Genomic DNA, 20,347 nt, shown 5'->3' with positions numbered 1-20,347 from the left:
ATTGCGGTTCAGGATGATCTTGGTCGTCATGTCCAGTCCCGCCTATTTGTAGATGAAGCCGACATTGCCGTGGTACTGCCCGACCGGGGCTGCCTGACGGTTGCCGTAGATGCGATTGACTTCACCGAGGAATGCGCTGGACAGGTCATCGGTCGGATTGAAATTATCGTCAGGCCGCGACAGGTCACCGCGCGCCACCGGCTTAACCAGATAGGGCGTCGCGATGATCACCAGCTCCGTCTCGTTGCGAATGAAGTCCTTCGAGCGGAACAGCGTCCCGAAAATCGGAATTTTGGAAACGCCCGGAAGACCGGACATGGCCTGGCGGATATTGTCCTGCACCAGACCGCCGATGACGATGGAGCCGCCGGACGGAAGTTCGACGCTGGTCGACGCCTTGCGGCGGCGGATCGACATGTAGGTCTGACCGGGGATATTGACCGCATTGGCGTTCACGACGGACCCTTCCCAAGTGGGTTCGGAGACCTCGGTGGCGATTTCCAGGCTGATGCGGCCGGGCCCGAGCACGACCGGCGTGAAGTCCAGGCCGATGCCGTATTCCACCGTCTCGTTGGTTCGCAATATGGCGCCGTCCTCATCAATCTCCTGCTCGGAGGGCAGGCGATATTCGCCGCCGACGGAAAAGCTCGCCTTCTTGCCGGAGATTGCGGTCAGGCTCGGCTCGGCGAGCGTGCGCATGACGCCGGCCTGCTCCATGGCATTGATATAGCTGGCAAAGCCCATCGTGCCGGAACCGATCGTGCCCGTGACCGAAGACGCGATGGCATTGACCGCATTGCCGAGGTTGGCCGGGTTGCGGAACGTGATGCCATCGCCGCTCGTCGAACTGCGGATAGAGCCGCTGAAGCCGAGCTGCTTCAACACCTGGCGCGAGACTTCGGCCACGGTGACCTTCAGCATGACCTGGTCTTCGCCATCGATTCTGAGAAGATTGACGATCTGCGAAGCCTGACGGTCTTCGGCGAAGATGTCCGCGTCGCCGTTGGTACCCTGGGCGGTGATGTTGCGCGTGGTCGCTTCACCGCCCTTGATGAACGCCTTGGCGAGTTCTTCGACGCGGGTCGAATCCAGTGGCGTGCGGACGGTCCCGGTCAGCACGATGTTGTCCGAGATGATTTCCACCTTGATATCGGAATCGGGCAGAAACCGCCGCAGATTGGCCTCGAGATTGGAAATGTCGCGCTCGATCTCCAGATCGAGGCTGACGATCTCTTCCCCATTTGGACCGAATACGAAGATGTTGGTCTGGCCGACCATTTTTCCGAACAGATAGATCCGCCGCGAGGTTCGCGTCACGGCGTCCGCCAGCGTCGGATCGGCGACCAGAATATCATGTGCATCGGTCGGGAGATCGATGACCACGGCCTTGTTTAGCCCCAGCCTGATAGTTTTCTTGACGCCTGGCCCGCTTTCGGCGATGCGCACCAGCGACTGCGACGCAGCCTCAGCAGTGAACGTCTGGGCAGGCATGCCGGAAAAGGCCAGGCAAAAGGCCAGTCCGCCAGCGATCGAGCTACGAAGTTTTTTTCCGATCCGACTCACGTTCCGCTCCCGCTCACACATTATTTCGCTTCGTTCATGGATGAGCCGTCATCGCTCTTGACGATGGAACCCGACTTGATGACCTGGATGGCGGGGCGGCCGTCGCCGCTCAACAGATAGTCCGCCGCGATGGTATCCGGTTCCTGCGCGTCCGCGACGCTGCGCAGCGCCAGCGACAGACGCTCGGCCATCTGCTGGGCGACGGTCATGACCTTGGACTGGTCCGGCGTCAGCTCCAGCGTCGCGGTCGTGCCGACGACCGACTTCGACCCATCGTCCTTTTCCTCGATCTGCTGGTCGATGGCGAGCACGCGAACGTTGCTGAGAACCGTTTCGGTGAGGAAGGAACCGCCTTCCGATTTGCGCACCATGATCACGTCGACGCGGTCGTTCGGCAGAATGAAGCCGCCAGCGCCGGTCGCGACGGTAATCTCGGTGGCAACGGCGCGCTTTCCGGCCGGCAGCAGCGCGGACATGATCCGGCTCGATGAATCGGCAATCTTTTCCTGCCGCACCGGTTCGCCGTTGAAGATCGGCAGGCGCACGACAACACCTTCAAGATCGGTGACGGCGTTCGGGCGAAGCTCTTCGGTGATCAGGCCATCGACAACGCCGTCCTTCGGCCAGGAGATCCAGTGAATGGCGTCCGGACCGAGCCTTGAACCGACAGGCAGGCTTTTGCTCGCAACGAGAACGTTGACGGTCGGTTCGCGCTCGATGACCGGCTCGGCCGAGCTCACGACGGTCCTGCCGCTGGTCAGCTTGAGAGCCAGAAATCCGGCAAGGCCGGCCGATACGACGGCCACCGCCAGAATAATAACGCGCACCGGTTTCATGATCTGTCCCTGCAGCCCGAGAATATGCTCGCCGCAGAATGATCCGGAATTGGTGTAATTATGGTTAACGAGCTGCTTATATTCGTGGTTAATGAATGATTTGCGCCGCAACGAGACGTCAGGGCGGGTGCGCCGGCGCCAACGCTTCGGGTCGGGTCGGGAGGATACCAGGAAGTTAAAGCGTCGAAGCGCTAATGCAGTTGTGCAAGCGCTGCCTGCATCAGCGGCGACGAGGGGTAAGCGAGAAAACCGCCGAGACCGATGGCAATGCCGTAGGGAATTTTCTTGGCCGTGAACAAAAGGGGCGGAACCGGAAGACCCGAGGCGAGGATGGCGTTTTCCTGCTTGCGCATCATCAGGATCAGAAGGGTAAGCAGACCACCTACGATCGAGACATAGAGGACGAAGGTCATCAACGAACTGTTGAAGCCGAACCAGACGGCGCTCGCGGTGAGCAGCTTGGCATCGCCCCCGCCCATAACACCGAGCGCAAACAGCGTGAAGCACACCGCAAAGACGACGACGCCGGCGAGTAAGTGCATACCGGTGATCGCAAGGCTGAGGCCGGCCAGCGGCGCGACCACAATGAAGGCACCGAGCAGAATGGCCGATACCCGGTTCGGAATGGTCATGGTGAAAAGGTCGGAGAAGGCTGCTATGGCCAGGCACAAGGGGAAGATGACGAATATGGCCGCGTCTGTCATTGTATCCCCTAACCCAGGACGTAAAATATATTGCCCGCAGAATTTACGAGGATCGAATTAAAGATTCATTGCGACCAAGCTGTCGACTCCATACAAAAAAGACCGTCTCCTTTTGGAGACGGTCCCAAACCTCATCAAACATTCCGGCTTGACGTTAGTCAGACACCAATTAGCGGGCGTCGTTTGCTGCGTCCAGCTCGGTTGCGAGCTCGCCGAATGTGGTGTCGAGCTGGTCGCCCAGCGTCGTCGCGCCAGTGATCAGGGCTACCGAGATGAGGGCAGCGATCAGGCCGTATTCGATCGCGGTCGCGCCGGACTCATCCTTCATGAAACGTGCGAAAAGCTTGGTCATGTTATTTCTCCTACTTCACTTGTTGTTCAGCACCGCCGTCAACTGTTTTCCGTTGATCGGATGAAGCGAACCTACACGGCGTGAATTTCAATCAGCTTAAGGAAAAGCGTTACCAAGGACTTAACGGCCGATGGCAGGTTTCTTGGTAAAGGCAACGTCAATCCGGACCATCGCTTTTTACCGCTTACCGATCCCTGCAAAGCTTGGCCGAACGCCTCGGATTTAACGCTTCATTCACCAAAACCGAGCATGCTAGAGCATCCGCATCATCAGGAAGCAGCCATGAATTTGCACAACACAGCCATCGGCGCCCGGTTGCTGACAACGACCCTCGCAAGCCTGGCCCTGATCACCTCCTTATGGGCGAGCCCTGCCGACGCCGCCGAGGCGATGCTGAACGTCTATATGAACCACGCGCGCGTGCTGAAGCTCGACCGGCCGGTCAGCAAGGTCATTATCGGCAATTCGGAAGTGGCCGATGCGACCGTCGCCGATGCGAAGACCATCGTTTTGACCGGACGCTCTTTCGGCACCACCAATCTTGTTATCCTCGACATCGACGGCAACGCCATGGTCGACGAGCGCATCCTGGTGTCGATCGACGAGGGAAATACCGTGCGCGTCTTCAAGCAGACGATCCGCTCCGTGCTATCCTGCACGCCCAATTGCGAAGAGCACGCCACGCAGAAGTTGAGTATCGCGAACTGACAAAACCGTGCCTGCGCGGGAAATCGCCGACCGAGGACATACAAGCTGTGACAGAGGTCGAATGGTGCGCTGCTTGCCAAATCGTTACCATCTGGTGAGTCTTTCCATTCAAATTTCGTCATTGCTTGAATACGAAATATCAACGGTCGTTTCCTAATGTACGCCATCGCATAGCGCTTGATGGAACGACGAGATGTCGAACAACATGGATCATCCCACAGCGGCCGGCAGTTCGGCGCCGAAGCGCGGCGGTTTGCTGCGCCGCTTCTTCAAGGAAAAATCAGGGACGTCGTCGATCGAGTTCGCGCTTCTCGCCCTGCCCTTTATGGTCGTCGTATTCGCATCGCTCGAGACATTCGTCGCGTTCACAGCCGAACAGCTCCTCAACAATGCAACCGAGACGATGGCCCGCAAGGTGCGCACCGGCGAAATCACCTTCGGCCTCAACGTGGCAACGGACATGTCGCAGGAGCAGTTCCGCACGGCCTTTTGCGACGAGATTTCGATCATGATGACCTGCTCGGAGACCGAGGCCAAAAACCCTTCGAAGCTGTTCATCGATGTTCGCAGCTTCGCCGATTTCTCGCAGATTCCCGCGGCAGTCCCCCGCGTCGGCGGCGGCGATAGTTCGGACCTCGATACCAGCGGCTTCAAATTCGCGCCCGGCGGACCGACGACGATCAACATCGTGCGCGCCTACTACCGCTGGGAAGTGATCACCGATCTCGTGCGCCCCTATGTTACCAATCTGCGACCGGCGGGCACCAGCATGCCGAATGACTACCTGATGGTGTCGACGGCAGCCTTCCGCAACGAGGCCTACTGAGGAGCCGCCATGAAAGCCGCGATCCGTTATCACATGGCCCTGCTCTCGATGAAGGCAGAGGCGCTCCGGCACGTCTGGCGTGACCGCAAGGGCACGGGCGCAATCGAATTTGCGATTATCGCCCCACTCTTGATCATGGCCTATATCGGCTCGTTCGAGGTTTCGCTCGGCTTCAGCATCGCCCGCAAGGTTTCCCGCGCCTCCAGCACCGTCGCCGACATCCTCACCCAGCAGACCACCGTCGATACCAAGACGCTAGACGGCATGAAGGATGTTGCCAAAGGCGTCATGTCGCCCTTCGAGATGACCGACTACTCGCTGAAAATGACCGGCATCAAGGTAACCGGCACCGGCACCGGCATCGTGGCCTGGTCGCGCGACGAGAATGGCGGCACGCCATATCAGGCCGGCTCTCCCGTAACGCTGCCGAGCGACATCTCATCGGTCAATGCCTTCATCGTCCGCTCGGAGCTCGTGGTTCCCCACGAGTTGCTGCTGTTTGCCCCCGGGCTTGCGGCCAATGAGCTGAAGACGATCGACCTTTCCAAGACCTATTATTTCCGCCAGCGCGTCGGCGACGAAATCACGTGCACCGATTGCACCTGATTTGCAATTCGACCGGTCGCGGAGTATTTCTCGCGCTTTCGTCGCCGATGCGTTGACCGCACCGGGCGGCGACAACAACTGTCCTGCCGCAAGCTGCCTCACACAATCTGATGAGGACCTGCGGCAGCCTTGCGGGTGATCCATGGCGCGTGCCTTTCTGTTCGTTCTTGATTCCTTCGGCATCGGCGGGGCGCCCGACGCTACCGATTTCGGCGATGACGGAGCCGATACGCTTGGCCATATCGCCGAATTCTGCGCCGCCGGCGCCGGCGACAGGGCAGGCCTGCGTGAAGGTCCGCTTGCGCTTCCCAATATGGCGGCGCTCGGCCTTTTGCATGCGGCAAAGCTCGCCAATGGTCGCTTGCCGGCGGGCATGGAGCTGCCCGAGCGGGTTTTTGGCGTCTACGGTGCAGCCAGCGAAATCTCCCGCGGCAAGGACACGCCGTCCGGCCACTGGGAAATCGCCGGCACGCCGGTGACCTTCGACTGGGGCTATTTTCCCACCGAAAGCGATGCATTTCCGCCCGAACTGGTGGACGCAATCTGCCGCGAAGGCGACGTGCCGGGCATTCTCGGCAATTGCCACGCCTCAGGCACTGATATCATCGCCCGCCATGGCGAGGAGCATATGCTGACCGGCAAGCCGATCTGCTACACCTCGTCCGATTCCGTTTTCCAGATCGCCGCGCACGAACACTCCTTCGGCCTCGAGAGACTGCTTGCCTTCTGTGAGACGGTGCGACGGCTGCTCGACGACTACAATATCGGCCGTGTCATTGCCCGGCCTTTCGTCGGCACCACATGCAAGGATTTCGTCCGCACCGGCAATCGCCGCGACTATTCGGTCCTGCCGCCGGAGCCGACGCTGCTCGACCGGCTGACGGGCGCAGGCCGCACGGTTCACGCCGTCGGCAAGATCGCCGACATTTTCGCGCATCAGGGCATCGGGCGGCTGATCAAGGCCAATGGCAATACGGCACTGTTCGACGCGACGCTACGGGCCATGGACGAGGCCGAGGATGGCGATCTCGTGTTCACCAATTTCGTCGATTTCGACATGCTCTACGGCCATCGCCGCGACGTGCCGGGCTATGCCGCAGCCCTCGAGGCCTTCGACCAGCGGCTGCCTGACCTCGACCGCACGCTGAAACCCGGCGACATCGTCATCCTGACCGCCGACCATGGCTGCGATCCGACCTGGCGCGGCACCGACCACACGCGCGAACGGGTGCCCGTCCTCGTTTTCGGGCCAGGTGTGCGGACACGCTCCATCGGCGTGCTGCGCAGTTTTGCCGATATCGGCGAAACCGTCGCCAAACATCTGGGCCTCGAACCGGGCCTCCATGGGAGAAGTTTTCTGTGACTGCACATCTCAAGAAGGCGGAGTTGCACTGCCATATCGAGGGTGCGGCGCCGCCGGCGCTCGCTCTCGTCCAGGCGCGAAAATACAATGTCGATGTCAGCGGCATCATCGAGGATGGTGCCTATGTCTGGGCGGATTTCAGCCATTTCCTGAAATGCTACGACGCCGTTGCCGAACTCTTTCGAAGCGAGGAAGACTACGCGCTGCTGGCGGAGGCCTATCTGACGGAGCTTGCGCTGGCAGGTACCGTCTACAGCGAGATCATCGTCTCGCCCGATCACGGCAACACGATCGGCATCGGCAGCGACGCCTATCTTCGCGGGCTTTCGGCCGGCATCGAGGCGGCCAAGGCAAAGACCGGTATCGAAGGCCGGATGATCATCACCCTCATCCGCCACATGGGACCGGAAGCCGCGGAACGCACGGCACTTTATGCGGCAAAACGCCAACATGGGCTGGTAACGGGCCTCAACCTCGCCGGCGAGGAGCGCATGCATAACGTTGCGGACTTTGCCCGCGCCTTCGACATCGCCCGCGATGCGGGCCTCGGCCTCACCATCCATGCCGGTGAAATGGCCGGCGCCTTCAGCGTCCGCGATGCGCTCGACCACGTCCGCCCGTCACGCATCAGCCATGGCGTGCGCGCCATCGAGGATGCCGATCTCGTCAAGCGGATCGCCGACGAAGGCGTGGTGCTGGAGACCTGCCCCGGCTCCAACGTTTCGCTGCAGGTGTTCCCGGATTTCGCCTCGCATCCGCTGCGCGCTCTTCATCAGGCAGGATGCCGGGTAACGCTCAATTCCGACGATCCGCCGTTCTTCCACACCTCGCTGCAGCAGGAATACGAGATCGCCTCTCAGGTGATGGGTTTTTCCGACGACGAGATCAATGGCATGACCCGCACCGCAATCGAGGCGGCCTTCGTCGACGAGGCGACCAGACGGCGCCTGCTGGCGGCATTGTAAGCCTTTCCGGCTGGGGATGATGCCGCAAAGCGCCGGTCGCCCCTTGCAGGGGTTCGCCCTTCTGTGAAAAAAGGAACTTGAATTTCTGGTTTCCGAAGGAGGGCTTGGCCATGGACGGCGTTACAGTCATCAATCATCCGCTCGTTCAGCACAAGCTGACCATCATGCGCAAGAAGGAGACCTCGACGGCAGGTTTCCGCCGCCTCCTGCGCGAAATCTCCACCCTGCTCTGCTACGAGGTCACCCGCGACCTCGAACTGACGCTGGAAACCATCGAGACGCCGATGCAGGTCATCCAGGCGCCGGTTCTCGAAGGCAAGAAGCTGGTGTTCGCCTCGATCCTGCGCGCCGGCAACGGCCTGCTCGAAGGCATGCTGGAACTCGTCCCCTCCGCCCGCGTCTCGCATGTCGGCGTCTATCGCGACCATGAAACGCTGGAAGCCGTCGAGTATTACTTCAAGGCGCCCGAAAGCCTGTCGGAGCGCCTCGTCATCGTCGTCGACCCGATGCTCGCGACCGGCAATTCCTCGATCGCCGCGATCGACAAGCTGAAGGAACGCGGCGCCACCAAGCTGCGCTTCCTCTGCCTGCTCGCAGCACCTGAAGGCATCCGCAATTTCCAGACAGCGCATCCGGACGTGCCGATCTACACCGCGGCCATCGACAGCCACCTCAACGAGCACGGCTATATCGTGCCGGGTCTCGGCGACGCCGGCGACCGGATGTACGGGACGAAGTGATTTCGGGTTCCTTAACCAGATTTTCACAATCAACGGAAAGCCGCCGAAAATTCCGGCGGCTTTTTGCATTCCGTTAGCGCGCATGTGGTTTAGCTGAAAGCTCAGTTTCGACGTTCGGGGTGTGACACGGATGCTGGTGCGTTTATCCATCTTTGCCGGAGGCATGGTCGCCGCAGCCATGCTGCTGCCGGGGCTTGCCACCTCCTATCTCGACCGCCCGAAAACGGAAAGCACCGAAGCCAGGCCGCAGCAGGCGAGCACGGCAAAATATGCCGGGGGCAAGGGCGTACTGCTTAAGCCGAGCGCCGGCGGACACTTCTTCGGTACCTTCACGATCAATGGCCGCAAGCAGGATGGTCTCGTCGATACCGGCGCCAGCGTGATCGCCATCAACATATCGACGGCGCGGCGACTTGGCGTTTCGACGGGATCGCTATCCTTCAATGCGCCGGTGAGCACGGCAAACGGAACGGTCAAGGCAGCGCGTGTCAGCCTGGACCGGGTCGAGATCGGCACCATCTCGGTCCGGGATGTCGAGGCCATGGTGCTTCCCGACAAATCCCTGTCGGGCATGCTCGTCGGCATGAGCTTCCTCAACAAGCTCTCGTCCTATCGCGTCGAAAACGGCGCGCTTTACCTTACCCGCTGATTTTCGAGATGACGACGGGACGCCCTGCGGGCGCTTCCTCGCTGATCGCGTAGATCTCCAGAAGCCGTGAACGCGATTTCTGCGCAGCGTCTTCACTCGCGGCATGGACGAAGGCGAAGGGCTCGCCCTTGGCGACCTTCGTGCCGAGCGGTTTCAGCCCGCTGAAGCCGACCCGGTGATCGATCGGCTCGTCCGGGCGCGTCCGCCCGCCACCAAGCGCGATGACCTCCATGCCGACATCGCGCGCGTTGCAACTGTGAAGAAAGCCTTCAATCGGCGCCTCGACGGGCAGGACGACCGGCGCCACCGGCAGATAGGCATGCGCCCGCTCGACAAAGTCGGTGGGGCCGCCGAGCAGATGCACCATGCGGGCGAACCGTTCCAGCGCAGCGCCGCTCTTGAGGGCGCGGCGAGCAAGATCGGTGCCTTCGGCCGGGCTGACAGTGAAACCCGAGGTTGACAGCATTTCAGCGGCAAGGGACATGACCACCGCTTCAAGGCGTGTACCGGCCTTCTCGCCACGCAGGAAGGCGAGGCAATTTTCAATTTCGACGGCGTTGCCGGCGGCATCCGCCAGCGGTTCGTTCATGTCGGTGATCAGGGCGGTGGTCTTCACGCCCGCGCCATTGGCGACGCCGACCAGCGAGCGGGCCAGCGTCTCGGCCTCCTGCAGCCCGACCATGAAGGCGCCATTGCCGATCTTGACATCGAGCACCAGCGACTGCAGCCCTGCCGCCAGCTTCTTCGACAGGATCGAGGCGGTGATCAGCGGCACGGAATCGACCGTCGCCGTCACGTCGCGGATGGCGTAAAGCCGCCGGTCGGCGGGGGCGAGGTCGGCAGTCTGGCCAATGACGGCGCAGCCGGCGTCCTTCACCACCTGCCGGAGCAGCGCCGCGGACGGCTTGATGTCGTAGCCCGGGATCGATTCCAGCTTGTCGAGCGTGCCGCCGGTATGACCAAGGCCGCGGCCGGAGATCATCGGCACGGCGAGGCCGCAGGCCGCCACGATCGGCGCCAGCATCAGCGAGACATTGTCGCCGACACCGCCCGTGGAGTGCTTGTCGGCAACGGGCTTGTCGATGGCCGCCCAGGACAGCACGTCGCCGCTGTCGCGCATGGCGAGCGTGAGCGACACGGTCTCATCGAGGCTCATGCCGGAGAACCAGACGGCCATGGCGAAGGCCGCCACCTGCCCTTCGGAAATCGAGCCATCGGCAAGACCACGGACGAAGGCGGTAATATCCGCCTTGTCCAGTGCCTCTCCGTCTCGCTTGCGGCGGATGACCTCCTGCGGGATCATCGTCAATACGCCGTTGCGCCGGCGACAGGCTCTCGGTCCTCGAGCACCGAGAGGATGTCGAGCAGACCCGATGCACCGAAGCGGAATGTCGAAGGCATCGGCCAGTCCGGGCTATGGATCGTCGCGGCGAGATTGAGATACATGCGGGCATCACCGATCGTGCGCACGCCGCCAGCCGCCTTGAAGCCAACTTTCCGGCCGCTTTCGCGGATGCAGGTGAGCATGATGTCGGCTGCCTCCAGCGTCGCGTTGACGGCGACCTTGCCGGTCGAGGTCTTGAGGAAGTCGGCACCCTCCTGGATGGCGATGTGCGAAGCACTGCGGATCAGGTCGCGGTCCCGCAGCTCGCCGGTCTCAAGGATCGCCTTCAGCAGCACCGGTGCCGGGCAAACCCGGCGAACGGCCGAAATCATCCTGCGCACGGCCTGTTCATCGCCGGCCATGAAGGCGCGATACGGAATGACCAGGTCGATTTCGTCGGCACCGTCGCCGATGGCTCGCCGTGTCTCCTCCACGACAGTGTCGACCGCCAGATCGCCGGACGGGAAATTGGCGACCGTCGCGATCTTAACCGGGCTGTTGGGACCGAGAATGGCGCGGGCCTGGGCGACGAAAGGCGGCCAGATGCAGATGGCGGCCGTGTGACCATGGCGGGTGCGGGCGCAAGCGCAGAGCCTCTCGATCGCTTCCGGCGTACAATCGTCCGTCAGATCGGTGAGATCCATCAAGGACAGTGCAAACGCAGCTATCTGGCGATTGGTGGCTTCGAGCATCATGGGTCCGTCCATTTTTACGCCGCGATGGTTCGTGGCCCAGCCGGGGGATCGCGAATGCTTGTTCTATACGCTTAAAGTCGGCACGCAAACCGTTTCCGCCCATGCCGCACGCAGGCCGCCCGTCAGGCCTTGGCCGAGATCATTTCCGTCAGGATGGCGGCAAGGCGGCGCCCGCCGATCGGCGCCATGTCCTTGGTTTCATGATGGCTGAGTTCACCACCCGTCATGCCCGCCCCGAAATTGGTGATCACCGAGGCCGCCGCGACCCTCAACCCGAAGAACCGCGCCAGAATGACCTCCGGCACCGTCGACATGCCGACCGCATCGGCGCCGAGAATGCGTGCCATGCGGATTTCGGCCGGTGTTTCGAAATTCGGGCCGGAGAACCACATGTAGACGCCCGAGCCGAGCGGAATATCGAGCTTGACTGCCGCAGCGCGCATGCGCTCGGCCAGTTCGCCATCGTAGGCGGAGGTCAGGCCGACGAAACGGTCGTCGCTCTCGACGCCGATCAGCGGGCTGGCGCCGGAAAAGTTGATGTGGTCGGTGATCTGCATCACCGAGCCCGGTGGCAGGTCCTCGCGCAGGGAACCGGCCGAATTGGTGAGGATCAGTGTCTCGACGCCAAGGGCCTTCAGCGCCTCGATCGGGCCGCGCATGGCATTGGCATCGCCACGCTCGTAGAAATGCACGCGGCCTGAAAGCACGATGACTGCAACGCCGCCGATCGTGCCGGCGACCAGTTCGCCCGCATGGCCGGAGACGGCGCTGACCGGGAAGCCCGGAATATCGGCATAGGGAATCCGCTCCGGATCGACGACGGCCTCGACGAGCGAGCCGAGGCCCGAACCGAGCACGATGCCGTAGCGTGGCGAAAGCCCGGAAAGCCGGGTCCTGAGCATATCGGCCGCGGCGGTCATCCGAGGATCTCGGTCTCGAAAGAATGCGGCAGCAGTTCGGACATCGAAAGCGTCTTCTTCACGCCGGTCTCGTCGCACAGAAAGATGCGGGTCGAGGCGCCGGAGAACTCGGCAAGCCGCTGGCGGCAGCCGCCGCAGGGCGGGCAGAGCGCCAGTTTCTCGGCAATGACGGCAACCTCGAGGATCTTGCACTGGCCAGCCATGACCATATGGCTGATCGCCGTCGTCTCGGCGCACCAGCCCTCCGGAAAGGACAGGTTCTCGATGTTGGCGCCGCTATAGATCTTGCCGTCCTCGGCGCGGATGGCGGCCCCGACGGGAAATTTGGAATAGGGGGCATGGGCCTTCGCCATCGCCGCGCGGGCGGCTTCGAAAAGCTCGCTTTCCATGATCAACGCTCCTTCACATAGGGTACGCCGCCGGCCTTCGGCGGGACCGCCTTGCCGATGAAGCCGGCGAGCAGGATGACGGTCAGGATATAGGGCAGCGCCTGCATCAGTTGCACGGGTACCTGGCCGATGAAGGGCAGCGGATTGCCCTGCAGCCGGATCGCCAGTGCATCGAGAAAGCCGAACAGCAGGCAGGCCATCATGATGTTGACCGGCCGCCACTTGGCGAAGATCAGGGCGGCGAGCGCGATATAGCCCTTGCCCGCCGTCATGCCCTTGACGAAACCGGCGCTCATGGCAAGCGACAGATAGGCGCCGGCGAAACCGCAGAGGATGCCGCAGCAGATGACCGCACGATAACGCAGCCAGATCACCGAAATGCCCGCCGTATCGACCGCACCCGGATTTTCCCCGACGGCACGCAGACGCAGGCCGAAGCGGGTACGGTAGAGCACCCACCAGCTGAAGGGCACGAGCAGGAAGGCAACATAGGTGAGAATGAAATGTCCGGAGAGCAGGTTGGAATAGATCGGCCCGAAGATCGGCACGTCCTTCACCGCATCGGCGAAGGGGAACGTCACCGTCTGGAAGCGGGCGTCGGCGTCCAGTGCCGGCGTGCGGCCGCCCTGCCTGAACCAGGCTTCACCGAGAATGACCGTCGAGCCGGCGACGATGAAGTTGATGGCGACGCCCGAGACGATCTGGCTGCCGCGCTGGGTGATCGAGGCATAGCCATGCACCAGCGAGAGCAGCACCGAGATCAGGATCGCCGCCAGCAGCCCCATCAGCACGGAGCCGGTGACGGCAGCCACCGCGCCGGCGGCAAAGGCTGCACCCAGCATCTTGCCCTCCAGCCCGATGTCGAACACTCCTGCCCGCTCGGTGAACAGGCCGGCAAGTGCCGCGAAAATCAGCGGGACGGAGACGCGGATGGTGGATTCGAGGATCGCGACGATCGTGTCGAAAAACTCCATGGCTTACGCTCCCCTCTCTGCGGCGACCGGGAAGCGCCGGCCGAACGTGGCAAAACCGCGACCGATTGCCGGGCGGAACATGTTTTCGAGTGCGCCGGCAAACAGGATGACGAGGCCCTGAATGATGACGATCATGTCGCGCGAGATGGAGGGCATTTCGAAGGCTATTTCAGCGCCGCCCTGGTAGAGCATGCCGAACAGGATCGCCGCCGGAATGATGCCTGCCGGATGCGATCGGCCCATCAGCGCAACCGCGATGCCGACGAAGCCGGCGCCCTGGACGAAGTCCAGTTGCATGCGGAACTGCTCGCCCATGATCGGGTTCAAAGCCATCAGGCCGGCGAGGCCGCCGGAAATCATCATGACGATGACGGTGATGCGGGCTTCCTTCATCCCGGCGTATCGGGCGGCCGAGGGGCTGAAGCCCATGGTGCGCATCTCGTAGCCGAGCTTGGTGCGCCAGATCAGCACCCAGACGCCAAATGCGGCGAGAAGGGCAAGCAGGAAGGAGACGTTGAACGGCGCGTTGCCGACCTCGAGCCCGAACACCGATAACAGCCAGTCGAGCTTCGGCAACTGGCCGCCCGCCTCGAAAGTCCGGGTCTGCGGCGCCATGGAGCCGAGCGGCTTCAGAACGCGGGTCAACAGATAGACCATCAGGCTCGAGGCAATGAAGTTGAACATGATGGTGGTGATGACCACATGGCTGCCGCGCTTGGCCTGCAGCCAGCCGGGCAGGAACGCCCAGAGCGCGCCGAAGGCGGCCGAACCGACGATCGCCAGCGGGAAAACGACGAACCAGGGCATGGTCTTGTCGAGCCAGAGACAGGCGAGCGCCACGCCGATGCCGCCGATATAGGCCTGGCCTTCACTGCCGATATTGAACAGGCCGGCGTGGAAGGCCACGGCGACCGACAGGCCGGTGAAGATGAAGGTCGTCGCGTAGTAGAGCGTGAAGCCGATATATTCGCCGCGGCCGAAGGCACCGTTGATCATGTGATAGGCGGCATTCAGGGGGTTTTCGCCGACCAGGAGCACGACGAGCCCCGCCACCAGGAAGGCGACGACGAGGTTGACCAGCGGGATCAGGCCATATTCGGCCCAGGCCGGCAGCTTTGCGTATGGATTGCTCATTCGGCGGCCTCCTTGCGGCCTTCGACACCGGCCATCAAGAGGCCCAGTTCCCCTTCGGTCGCATCCGGCTCCCGCTCGCCGACGACGCGGCCCGCGAACATGACGATGATGCGGTCGGACAGGGCGCGGATCTCGTCGAGCTCGACGGAAACGAGCAGGACTGCCTTGCCCTGGTCGCGCATCTCGATGATCCGCTTGTGGATGAATTCGATGGCGCCGACATCGACGCCGCGCGTCGGCTGGCCGATGATCAGCACGTCCGGCCCGCGCTCCATTTCCCGCGCCAGCACGATCTTCTGCTGGTTGCCGCCGGAGAAATTCGCCGTCTTCAGCCGCGGATTGGGCGGCCTGATGTCGTATTTCCTGATCTTTTCCTCGGCGTCGGCCTGGATCGCCTTGGTGTCGAGGAAGACGCCGTTCAGGTAGCGCTTGTCATTGTGGTAGCCGAGAATGCCGTTCTCGGCCTCATCGAACTTCAGCACGAGGCCGACATGGTGGCGGTCTTCCGGCACATGGGCGAGACCGCGGTTGCGCAGGTCGCCAGGATCGGCATGGCCGGTCACGTCGATCGGCTTGCCGTTGAGCAGCACCGTGCCGCTGACAGCCCTGCGAATGCCCGAAATCGCCTCGAGCAATTCCGACTGGCCGTTGCCCGCCACGCCGGCGATGCCGACGATTTCGCCGGCGCGCAACGTGAAGGAGACGTTGTCGACCATGGTGACGCCGCGGCTGTCGCGAACCGTCAGGTTTTCGACCGCCAGCTTGACCGCACCCGGATTGGCCTCGCCCTTGTCGACGCGCAGCAACACCCGGCGGCCGACCATCAGCTCGGCCAGTTCCTCGACAGACGTGTCCTTCGTCTTGCGGGTCGCCACCATCTCGCCGCGGCGCATGACAGAGACCTCGTCGGTGATCGCCATGATCTCGCGCAGCTTGTGGGTGATGAAGATGATCGTCTTTCCCTGATCCTTCAGCTGGCCGAGAATGCGGAACAGGTGATCGGCCTCCGGCGGGGTCAAAACGCCGGTCGGCTCGTCGAGAATGAGAATATCGGCCTTCCGGTAGAGCGCCTTCAGGATCTCGACGCGCTGCTGCAGGCCAACCGGCAATTCCTCGATCAGCGCGTCGGGATTGACCTCCAGCGCATATTCCTTTTCCAGCCGCTTCAGCTCGACGCGGGCCTTGGAAATGCTGGTATTGAGGATCTGGCTGTCTTCGGCACCGAGCATGACGTTTTCGAGCACGGTAAAGTTCTCGACCAGCATGAAATGCTGGTGGACCATGCCGATGCCGCTCGAGATCGCGGCGTTCGGATCCTTGATCGTGACCCTGTTGCCACCGACCAGAATGTCGCCGCTGTCGGCCTGGTAAAAGCCGTAGAGGATCGACATCAGCGTCGACTTGCCGGCGCCGTTTTCGCCGATGATGCCGTGGATGGTGCCCTTGCGGACGGTCAGATTGATGTTCTTGTTGGCGTGGACAAGGCCGAAGCTCTTGTCGATGCCACGCAACTCAATGGCAATATCGCTCATATTGACCCACGTTCCCCAAGTCGGCCCGGTTTTCCGCTCCGATGGCAGCGGCCCAGGCATCGATTTTTTTACCAATTGGTATAAGTTTAGCATCGAATTTTGGACACGGAAGCCCAAAAATCACTGGTTTGTCTACTCTTCCCAGTTCATTGGGGAGAGTCCAGCGCGATTTGCGCGTCTGTGACCGAAACGCAATATAGCGGCGGCGCAGCCTGTATCCTACATGTGGATATGATAGGGAAAGCGCCTGCACAGGAACGGATTGCCGAGGAAACCCATGAGCGAATACAACGAACGCATCACTCGGCTCGAGGAAACGATCGCGCATCAGGCAAAGACCATCGAAGAACTGTCGGACCAGCTGGCCGAACAATGGGCGGTCGTCGAGCAGGTTCGCACCAAACTCGACCGGCTGACCGAGCGGTTCCTCAGCCTTGAGGAACAGAGCCTGGACGCGCCGGCGATTACCCGCCCGCCCCATTACTGAGCCGGCTATTAGACCTTTGTCATGCCGAAACAGAGAGCCGCCGGCCCAGAGGGGACCGGCGGCTCACCTTCATTCGATCCCGAGAGATCAATAGGGGCAGGATTCGTCCGACATGTAGTCATGAACCTGAACCGTGCCGGCAATGATGTCGGCCTTGGCCTTGTCGACGGCAGCCTGCATTTCGGGCGTGATCAGGGCCTTGTTGTTTTCGTCGAGCGCAAAGCCGACGCCGTCTTCCTTCAGGCCGAGGTTGGAAACGCCGAATTCGAACTTGTCGTCCTTGGCAGCCTTGAAGGCTTCGTAGACGGCAACGTCGACGCGCTTCAGCATCGAGGTCAGCACCTTGCCCGGCTGCAGGCCGTTCTGGTTCGAATCGACGCCGATGCCGAGCTTGCCGGCATCTGCCGCAGCCTGGAGCACGCCGACACCGGTGCCGCCGGCAGCGTGATAGACGACGTCCGAGCCCTGGTCGATCTGGGACTTGGCGATTTCGCCGCCCTTGACCGGGTCGTTCCAGGCATCCGGGGTCGTGCCGGTATAGGCTTCGAGAACCTTGACGTCAGCGCCGGTCGACTTGGCGCCGCCGACATAACCGCAGGCGAACTTGTGGATCAGCGGGATGTCCATGCCGCCGACGAAGCTGACGGTCTTCGTCTTCGAGGCAAGACCGGCGAGAACGCCGACGAGATAGGAACCTTCCTGCTCCTTGAAGACGATCGACTTCACGTTCGGCTTGTCGACGACCATGTCGATGATGGCGAATTTCGTGTCCGGATATTCGGCCGAGAGCTTTTCGAGCGGCGGCGCCCAGTTGAAGCCGACGACCACGATCGGGTTGTTGCCGTCGCCGGCGAAGCGACGCAGCGCCTGTTCGCGCTGCGCGTCGTTGCTGATTTCGAACTCGCGATATTCAACACCGGTTTCGGTCTTGAACTTTTCCGCGCCGTTGAAGGCCGCTTCATTGAAGGATTTGTCGAACTTGCCACCGAGATCGAAGATGAGCGCCGGCTTGACGTCGGCGGCGAGCGCCGTGGCGGACATCATCGAGAAGGCAAAGAGACCGAGAAGGGTTTTTTTCATTGTGCAGCCCTGTTGTTGCTATTGATCTTGTTGGGTCCTCCCGCAAGCTCCTCTTCGGGAGCATGTCTGCGGAACCACCACTCCCTGTTCAAGGGGATGTCTGGCTGGCGCGCATCCTTGCACGCCTCAAATCAAAATTCACCCGAAATTTTTCAATTGGTAAAAAAAGGTAAATCGCTCAAAACGCGGCAAAATCATCGGCTTTGCGGCAGAGATTCAGCTAACAAAAGGCCGCGCCACGTCGGCGTGCCGCGGCCTTCCGGTGATCGAGACGACTTACCAGGACTTGCTGAGCTTCAACGTGATCGTCCGCTGGTCGCCGTAGCCGCAGGTGAAGAGGCCCTGGCAGCCCTTGACGTAGTCCTTGTCGAACAGGTTCGTCACGTTGAGCGCAGCACCCCAGCCGTTGTTTTCATAGCGGATCGCCGCATCGGCAACGACGGCGTCGGGAACCTTGGCCGTGTTGGCGTTGTCGGCGAAGGATTCGCCCTGGTAGCGCAGGCCGCCGCCGAAGCTCACGCCTTCCAGCGCACCCTCCGTCACCAGATATTCAAGCCACAGGGCGGCCTGGTGCTCCGGGATCAGGTAGGGCCGGTTGCCGATCAGCTCGGCATTCAGGTCCTCGGTGATCTCCAGGTCGTTATAGGTGTAGGAGCCGAGCAGCTTCCAGTTCTGGGTGAGGTTGACCTTGCCTTCCAGTTCCAGGCCGCTCGAGGTGACTTCCCCGAGCTGCTCCTGCAGGAAGTCGGGCCGGGTCAGCGCGACGTTCTGCTTGACGATATGATAGACCGAGGCGGTGAACAGGCCGTCGATGAAGGTCGGTTGATATTTGATGCCGCCCTCGAACTGATGCCCCATTTCCGGCTTCAGCGGGCTGCCGTCGAAGGCCGTGCCGATCAGCGGATTGAAGAAGGTCGCGGCCGACACATAAGGCGTCAGGCCGTTGTCGAATTCATAGGCGAGGCCGGCCCGGCCGCTGAGCGCATCGTCGGACGCTTGGTAGCTCGTGCCGATTGCCGCATCGGACTCCGTGTCGACATGGTCGTAGCGGCCGTTCAGGGTGACGAACCAGCCATCACCGAAGCGGATCTGATCCTGCGCATAGACGCCCACCTGCTTCAGCCGCATCACCTGATCGAGATAGGTCGAGTAGGCAGGCAGGTCGCCGCCATAGACCGGATCCCCGGGATCGAGATCGGGCGCCGGAAACGCCGAAGCCTGCGTCTGGTCGATCTTGAAATTCTTGTAGTCGAGGCCGAGCAGCAGCGCGTGGTCGAGGAAGCCTGTGGCAAATTCCTTTTCCGCCCGGTTGTCGACCGCAAAACTGTCCACCGAGGTGTCGTGCTTGAAGCCGAGGCGCGCCAGATCATAGGTTGCCGTGTAGGCATAGGGGTAGACAAGCTCCTCGGCCTTGTCGAGGTGGCTGTAGCGCAGGTTCTGCGTGACCTTCCAGCCATTGTCGAATTCGTGCGAAAACTCGTAGCCGATCATCTGCTCGTCATAGCGACCGAAATCGTGATCCGGTTCGCCGAAGAAGAAGTCGCGGTCGATCTTGCCGAAGGGGGCGCTCGTCACCGTGCCCTCATAGGGTAGGAAGCCGTTGCCGACATGGGTCTGGTCGAGCGCGGAGACGATGGCGTAGACCGTCAGGCTCGTGGCATCGTCCGGCGCATAGGTCACCTGCGGCATCAGGAAGCCGCTCAGGTCCTCTGAATAATCGCTGTAATTGTCGCCGCCCGCGACCTTGCCGGTGATGCGGTAGGTCAGCGTGCCGTCGGCGTTCAGCCTGTCGTTTGCATCGAAGCCGAAGAAGGCATTGCCGAAATTGTTGATGCCGATTTCCGTCGAATAGGCCGGCTCGTCCTGGGGCCGCTTGCGAATGAGATCGACGATGCCGCCCGGGCTGGAGCCGCCATAGAGGACCGAGGCCGGGCCCTTCAGCACCTCGACGCGTTCGAGCAGGTAGGCGTCCATCTGGAAGCCGCCGAAACCGTAGGAATAGAGGTTGAGTCCGTCGAGAAAGACACCGGTCTGCGTCGCGTCGAAACCGCGGATGTAGAACCAGTCCGTATCAGGATCGCTGCCGAAGGGCTCTGTCGAGACGCCGGCGGTGTAGCGCAGCGCCTCGTCGATCTTGGTGACGACGCCGCGGTCTTCCAGTTCCTGGCGCCCGACCACGGAAACGGATTGCGGAATGTCGGAGATCGGCGTGGCGGTCTTGGAGCCGGTGCCGGTCGCCTCTGCCACATAGCCGTCGACGGGGCCAGTCGCTTGCCTGTCGCCGGCTTGGCCGCCCTCGACCGTCAGGCGCTCCAGCTGCGTCGCACTGGTCGCGGCCGCATCCTGCGCCGAAACCGCGTGCGGGATGGCGATTGCCGCCACCGCCGCGCTCGCCATCAATATCCGGTAGAGACCGGTCTCCTTGGTCTGCATCTGTTCG

Annotated in this window: 21 protein-coding genes; 8 read left to right on the top strand and 13 right to left on the bottom strand. The window is 61.9% G+C overall.

What is annotated here, in order from left to right; genetic code table 11:
* Positions 1–42 precede the first annotated feature (42 nt).
* The 4 genes from A3AY_RS0100695 to A3AY_RS0100680 form a co-directional block, all read right to left on the bottom strand.
* Positions 43–1,563, bottom strand: coding sequence for a type II and III secretion system protein family protein (locus A3AY_RS0100695; RefSeq protein ID WP_018323743.1), 1,521 nt, complete (start codon positions 1,561–1,563; stop codon positions 43–45).
* 20 nt (positions 1,564–1,583) lie between these two features.
* Positions 1,584–2,399 (bottom strand): Flp pilus assembly protein CpaB, encoded by an 816-nt coding sequence (gene cpaB / locus A3AY_RS0100690; protein ID WP_026202976.1) that lies wholly within the window; start codon positions 2,397–2,399, stop codon positions 1,584–1,586.
* Positions 2,400–2,590: 191 nt separating this feature from the next.
* Positions 2,591–3,103 carry an A24 family peptidase gene (locus tag A3AY_RS0100685; protein ID WP_018323741.1) on the bottom strand — a complete coding sequence of 171 codons (513 nt, stop codon included), beginning with the start codon at positions 3,101–3,103 and terminating at the stop codon, positions 2,591–2,593.
* 169 nt (positions 3,104–3,272) lie between these two features.
* On the bottom strand, positions 3,273–3,455 hold the full coding sequence (locus tag A3AY_RS0100680; protein WP_018323740.1) for a Flp family type IVb pilin: 183 nt from the start codon (positions 3,453–3,455) through the stop codon (positions 3,273–3,275).
* 282 nt (positions 3,456–3,737) lie between these two features.
* On the opposite strand from A3AY_RS0100680, the gene A3AY_RS0100675 reads away from it, so the two are divergent.
* The 7 genes from A3AY_RS0100675 to A3AY_RS0100645 all read left to right on the top strand — a co-directional run bounded on the left by A3AY_RS0100675 (position 3,738) and on the right by A3AY_RS0100645 (position 9,312).
* Positions 3,738–4,163: a pilus assembly protein N-terminal domain-containing protein gene (locus tag A3AY_RS0100675; RefSeq protein WP_018323739.1), complete on the top strand. Its 426-nt coding sequence runs from the start codon at positions 3,738–3,740 to the stop codon at positions 4,161–4,163.
* A 193-nt stretch (positions 4,164–4,356) separates the two neighbouring features.
* Positions 4,357–4,989: a TadE/TadG family type IV pilus assembly protein gene (locus A3AY_RS0100670; protein WP_018323738.1), complete on the top strand. Its 633-nt coding sequence runs from the start codon at positions 4,357–4,359 to the stop codon at positions 4,987–4,989.
* A 9-nt stretch (positions 4,990–4,998) separates the two neighbouring features.
* Positions 4,999–5,595: a TadE/TadG family type IV pilus assembly protein gene (locus tag A3AY_RS0100665; protein WP_018323737.1), complete on the top strand. Its 597-nt coding sequence runs from the start codon at positions 4,999–5,001 to the stop codon at positions 5,593–5,595.
* 142 nt (positions 5,596–5,737) lie between these two features.
* Entirely contained in the window at positions 5,738–6,958 is a 1,221-nt protein-coding gene (locus A3AY_RS0100660; protein WP_018323736.1) for a phosphopentomutase, read from the top strand.
* Entirely contained in the window at positions 6,955–7,923 is a 969-nt protein-coding gene (locus tag A3AY_RS0100655) for an adenosine deaminase (protein WP_018323735.1), read from the top strand. The genes A3AY_RS0100660 and A3AY_RS0100655 overlap by 4 nt, the downstream gene beginning before the upstream one ends.
* A gap of 110 nt (positions 7,924–8,033) precedes the next feature.
* Positions 8,034–8,663: a uracil phosphoribosyltransferase gene (gene upp, locus A3AY_RS0100650; RefSeq protein WP_026202974.1), complete on the top strand. Its 630-nt coding sequence runs from the start codon at positions 8,034–8,036 to the stop codon at positions 8,661–8,663.
* A gap of 130 nt (positions 8,664–8,793) precedes the next feature.
* Positions 8,794–9,312, top strand: a complete 519-nt coding sequence (locus A3AY_RS0100645; RefSeq protein WP_018323733.1) for a TIGR02281 family clan AA aspartic protease — start codon at positions 8,794–8,796, stop codon at positions 9,310–9,312.
* On the opposite strand, the gene deoA is transcribed toward A3AY_RS0100645, so the two are convergent.
* The 7 genes from deoA to A3AY_RS0100610 form a co-directional block, all read right to left on the bottom strand.
* Positions 9,302–10,621: a thymidine phosphorylase gene (deoA, locus tag A3AY_RS0100640; RefSeq protein ID WP_026202973.1), complete on the bottom strand. Its 1,320-nt coding sequence runs from the start codon at positions 10,619–10,621 to the stop codon at positions 9,302–9,304. The genes A3AY_RS0100645 and deoA overlap by 11 nt on opposite strands.
* Positions 10,618–11,388 (bottom strand): deoxyribose-phosphate aldolase, encoded by a 771-nt coding sequence (deoC, locus tag A3AY_RS0100635; protein ID WP_026202972.1) that lies wholly within the window; start codon positions 11,386–11,388, stop codon positions 10,618–10,620. The genes deoA and deoC overlap by 4 nt, the downstream gene beginning before the upstream one ends.
* Before the next feature lie 125 nt (positions 11,389–11,513).
* Positions 11,514–12,311: a purine-nucleoside phosphorylase gene (locus A3AY_RS0100630; RefSeq protein ID WP_018323730.1), complete on the bottom strand. Its 798-nt coding sequence runs from the start codon at positions 12,309–12,311 to the stop codon at positions 11,514–11,516.
* Positions 12,308–12,700, bottom strand: coding sequence for a cytidine deaminase (locus tag A3AY_RS0100625; protein ID WP_018323729.1), 393 nt, complete (start codon positions 12,698–12,700; stop codon positions 12,308–12,310). Before A3AY_RS0100625 ends, A3AY_RS0100630 begins: the two co-directional genes overlap by 4 nt.
* Positions 12,701–12,702: 2 nt before the next feature.
* On the bottom strand, positions 12,703–13,674 hold the full coding sequence (locus A3AY_RS0100620; protein WP_018323728.1) for an ABC transporter permease: 972 nt from the start codon (positions 13,672–13,674) through the stop codon (positions 12,703–12,705).
* Positions 13,675–13,677: 3 nt separating this feature from the next.
* Entirely contained in the window at positions 13,678–14,808 is a 1,131-nt protein-coding gene (locus A3AY_RS0100615) for an ABC transporter permease (protein ID WP_018323727.1), read from the bottom strand.
* Entirely contained in the window at positions 14,805–16,340 is a 1,536-nt protein-coding gene (locus tag A3AY_RS0100610; RefSeq protein WP_018323726.1) for an ABC transporter ATP-binding protein, read from the bottom strand. The genes A3AY_RS0100615 and A3AY_RS0100610 overlap by 4 nt, the downstream gene beginning before the upstream one ends.
* 277 nt (positions 16,341–16,617) lie before the next feature.
* Here A3AY_RS0100610 and A3AY_RS0100605 point away from each other — a divergent pair, with 277 nt between their 5' ends.
* Complete coding sequence (locus tag A3AY_RS0100605) at positions 16,618–16,827, top strand: SlyX family protein (protein WP_018323725.1); 210 nt, start codon at positions 16,618–16,620, stop codon at positions 16,825–16,827.
* Between the two features lie 87 nt (positions 16,828–16,914).
* Here A3AY_RS0100605 and A3AY_RS0100600 read toward each other — a convergent pair whose 3' ends face one another.
* Both A3AY_RS0100600 and A3AY_RS0100595 read right to left on the bottom strand, forming a co-directional pair.
* The gene (locus tag A3AY_RS0100600; protein ID WP_018323724.1) at positions 16,915–17,907 is read right to left on the bottom strand and encodes a BMP family lipoprotein; all 993 of its coding nucleotides are present in this window, start codon (positions 17,905–17,907) and stop codon (positions 16,915–16,917) included.
* Between the two features lie 276 nt (positions 17,908–18,183).
* Positions 18,184–20,340 carry a TonB-dependent siderophore receptor gene (locus A3AY_RS0100595; protein WP_018323723.1) on the bottom strand — a complete coding sequence of 719 codons (2,157 nt, stop codon included), beginning with the start codon at positions 20,338–20,340 and terminating at the stop codon, positions 18,184–18,186.
* Between the last annotated feature and the right edge of the window lie 7 nt (positions 20,341–20,347).

The sequence above is a fragment of the Rhizobium giardinii bv. giardinii H152 genome (genome assembly GCF_000379605.1).
Lineage (GTDB): Bacteria > Pseudomonadota > Alphaproteobacteria > Rhizobiales > Rhizobiaceae > Pararhizobium > Pararhizobium giardinii.
This window is presented reverse-complemented; position numbering and strand designations above follow the sequence as displayed.

Bases quoted from the DNA above. Each gene is read 5' to 3' on its own strand.
- A3AY_RS0100685 (WP_018323741.1), bottom strand. From the start codon at position 3,103: ATGACAGACGCGGCCATATTCGTCATCTTCCCCTTGTGCCTGGCCATA.
- upp (WP_026202974.1), top strand. From the start codon at position 8,034: ATGGACGGCGTTACAGTCATCAATCATCCGCTCGTTCAGCACAAGCTG.
- A3AY_RS0100680 (WP_018323740.1), bottom strand. From the start codon at position 3,455: ATGACCAAGCTTTTCGCACGTTTCATGAAGGATGAGTCCGGCGCGACC.
- A3AY_RS0100675 (WP_018323739.1), top strand. From the start codon at position 3,738: ATGAATTTGCACAACACAGCCATCGGCGCCCGGTTGCTGACAACGACC.
- deoC (WP_026202972.1), bottom strand. From the start codon at position 11,388: ATGCTCGAAGCCACCAATCGCCAGATAGCTGCGTTTGCACTGTCCTTG.
- A3AY_RS0100615 (WP_018323727.1), bottom strand. From the start codon at position 14,808: ATGAGCAATCCATACGCAAAGCTGCCGGCCTGGGCCGAATATGGCCTG.
- A3AY_RS0100645 (WP_018323733.1), top strand. From the start codon at position 8,794: ATGCTGGTGCGTTTATCCATCTTTGCCGGAGGCATGGTCGCCGCAGCC.
- A3AY_RS0100665 (WP_018323737.1), top strand. From the start codon at position 4,999: ATGAAAGCCGCGATCCGTTATCACATGGCCCTGCTCTCGATGAAGGCA.
- A3AY_RS0100610 (WP_018323726.1), bottom strand. From the start codon at position 16,340: ATGAGCGATATTGCCATTGAGTTGCGTGGCATCGACAAGAGCTTCGGC.
- A3AY_RS0100660 (WP_018323736.1), top strand. From the start codon at position 5,738: ATGGCGCGTGCCTTTCTGTTCGTTCTTGATTCCTTCGGCATCGGCGGG.
- A3AY_RS0100600 (WP_018323724.1), bottom strand. From the start codon at position 17,907: ATGAAAAAAACCCTTCTCGGTCTCTTTGCCTTCTCGATGATGTCCGCC.
- A3AY_RS0100630 (WP_018323730.1), bottom strand. From the start codon at position 12,311: ATGACCGCCGCGGCCGATATGCTCAGGACCCGGCTTTCCGGGCTTTCG.
- A3AY_RS0100670 (WP_018323738.1), top strand. From the start codon at position 4,357: ATGTCGAACAACATGGATCATCCCACAGCGGCCGGCAGTTCGGCGCCG.
- A3AY_RS0100625 (WP_018323729.1), bottom strand. From the start codon at position 12,700: ATGGAAAGCGAGCTTTTCGAAGCCGCCCGCGCGGCGATGGCGAAGGCC.
- A3AY_RS0100620 (WP_018323728.1), bottom strand. From the start codon at position 13,674: ATGGAGTTTTTCGACACGATCGTCGCGATCCTCGAATCCACCATCCGC.
- cpaB (WP_026202976.1), bottom strand. From the start codon at position 2,399: ATGAAACCGGTGCGCGTTATTATTCTGGCGGTGGCCGTCGTATCGGCC.
- A3AY_RS0100595 (WP_018323723.1), bottom strand. From the start codon at position 20,340: ATGCAGACCAAGGAGACCGGTCTCTACCGGATATTGATGGCGAGCGCG.
- A3AY_RS0100605 (WP_018323725.1), top strand. From the start codon at position 16,618: ATGAGCGAATACAACGAACGCATCACTCGGCTCGAGGAAACGATCGCG.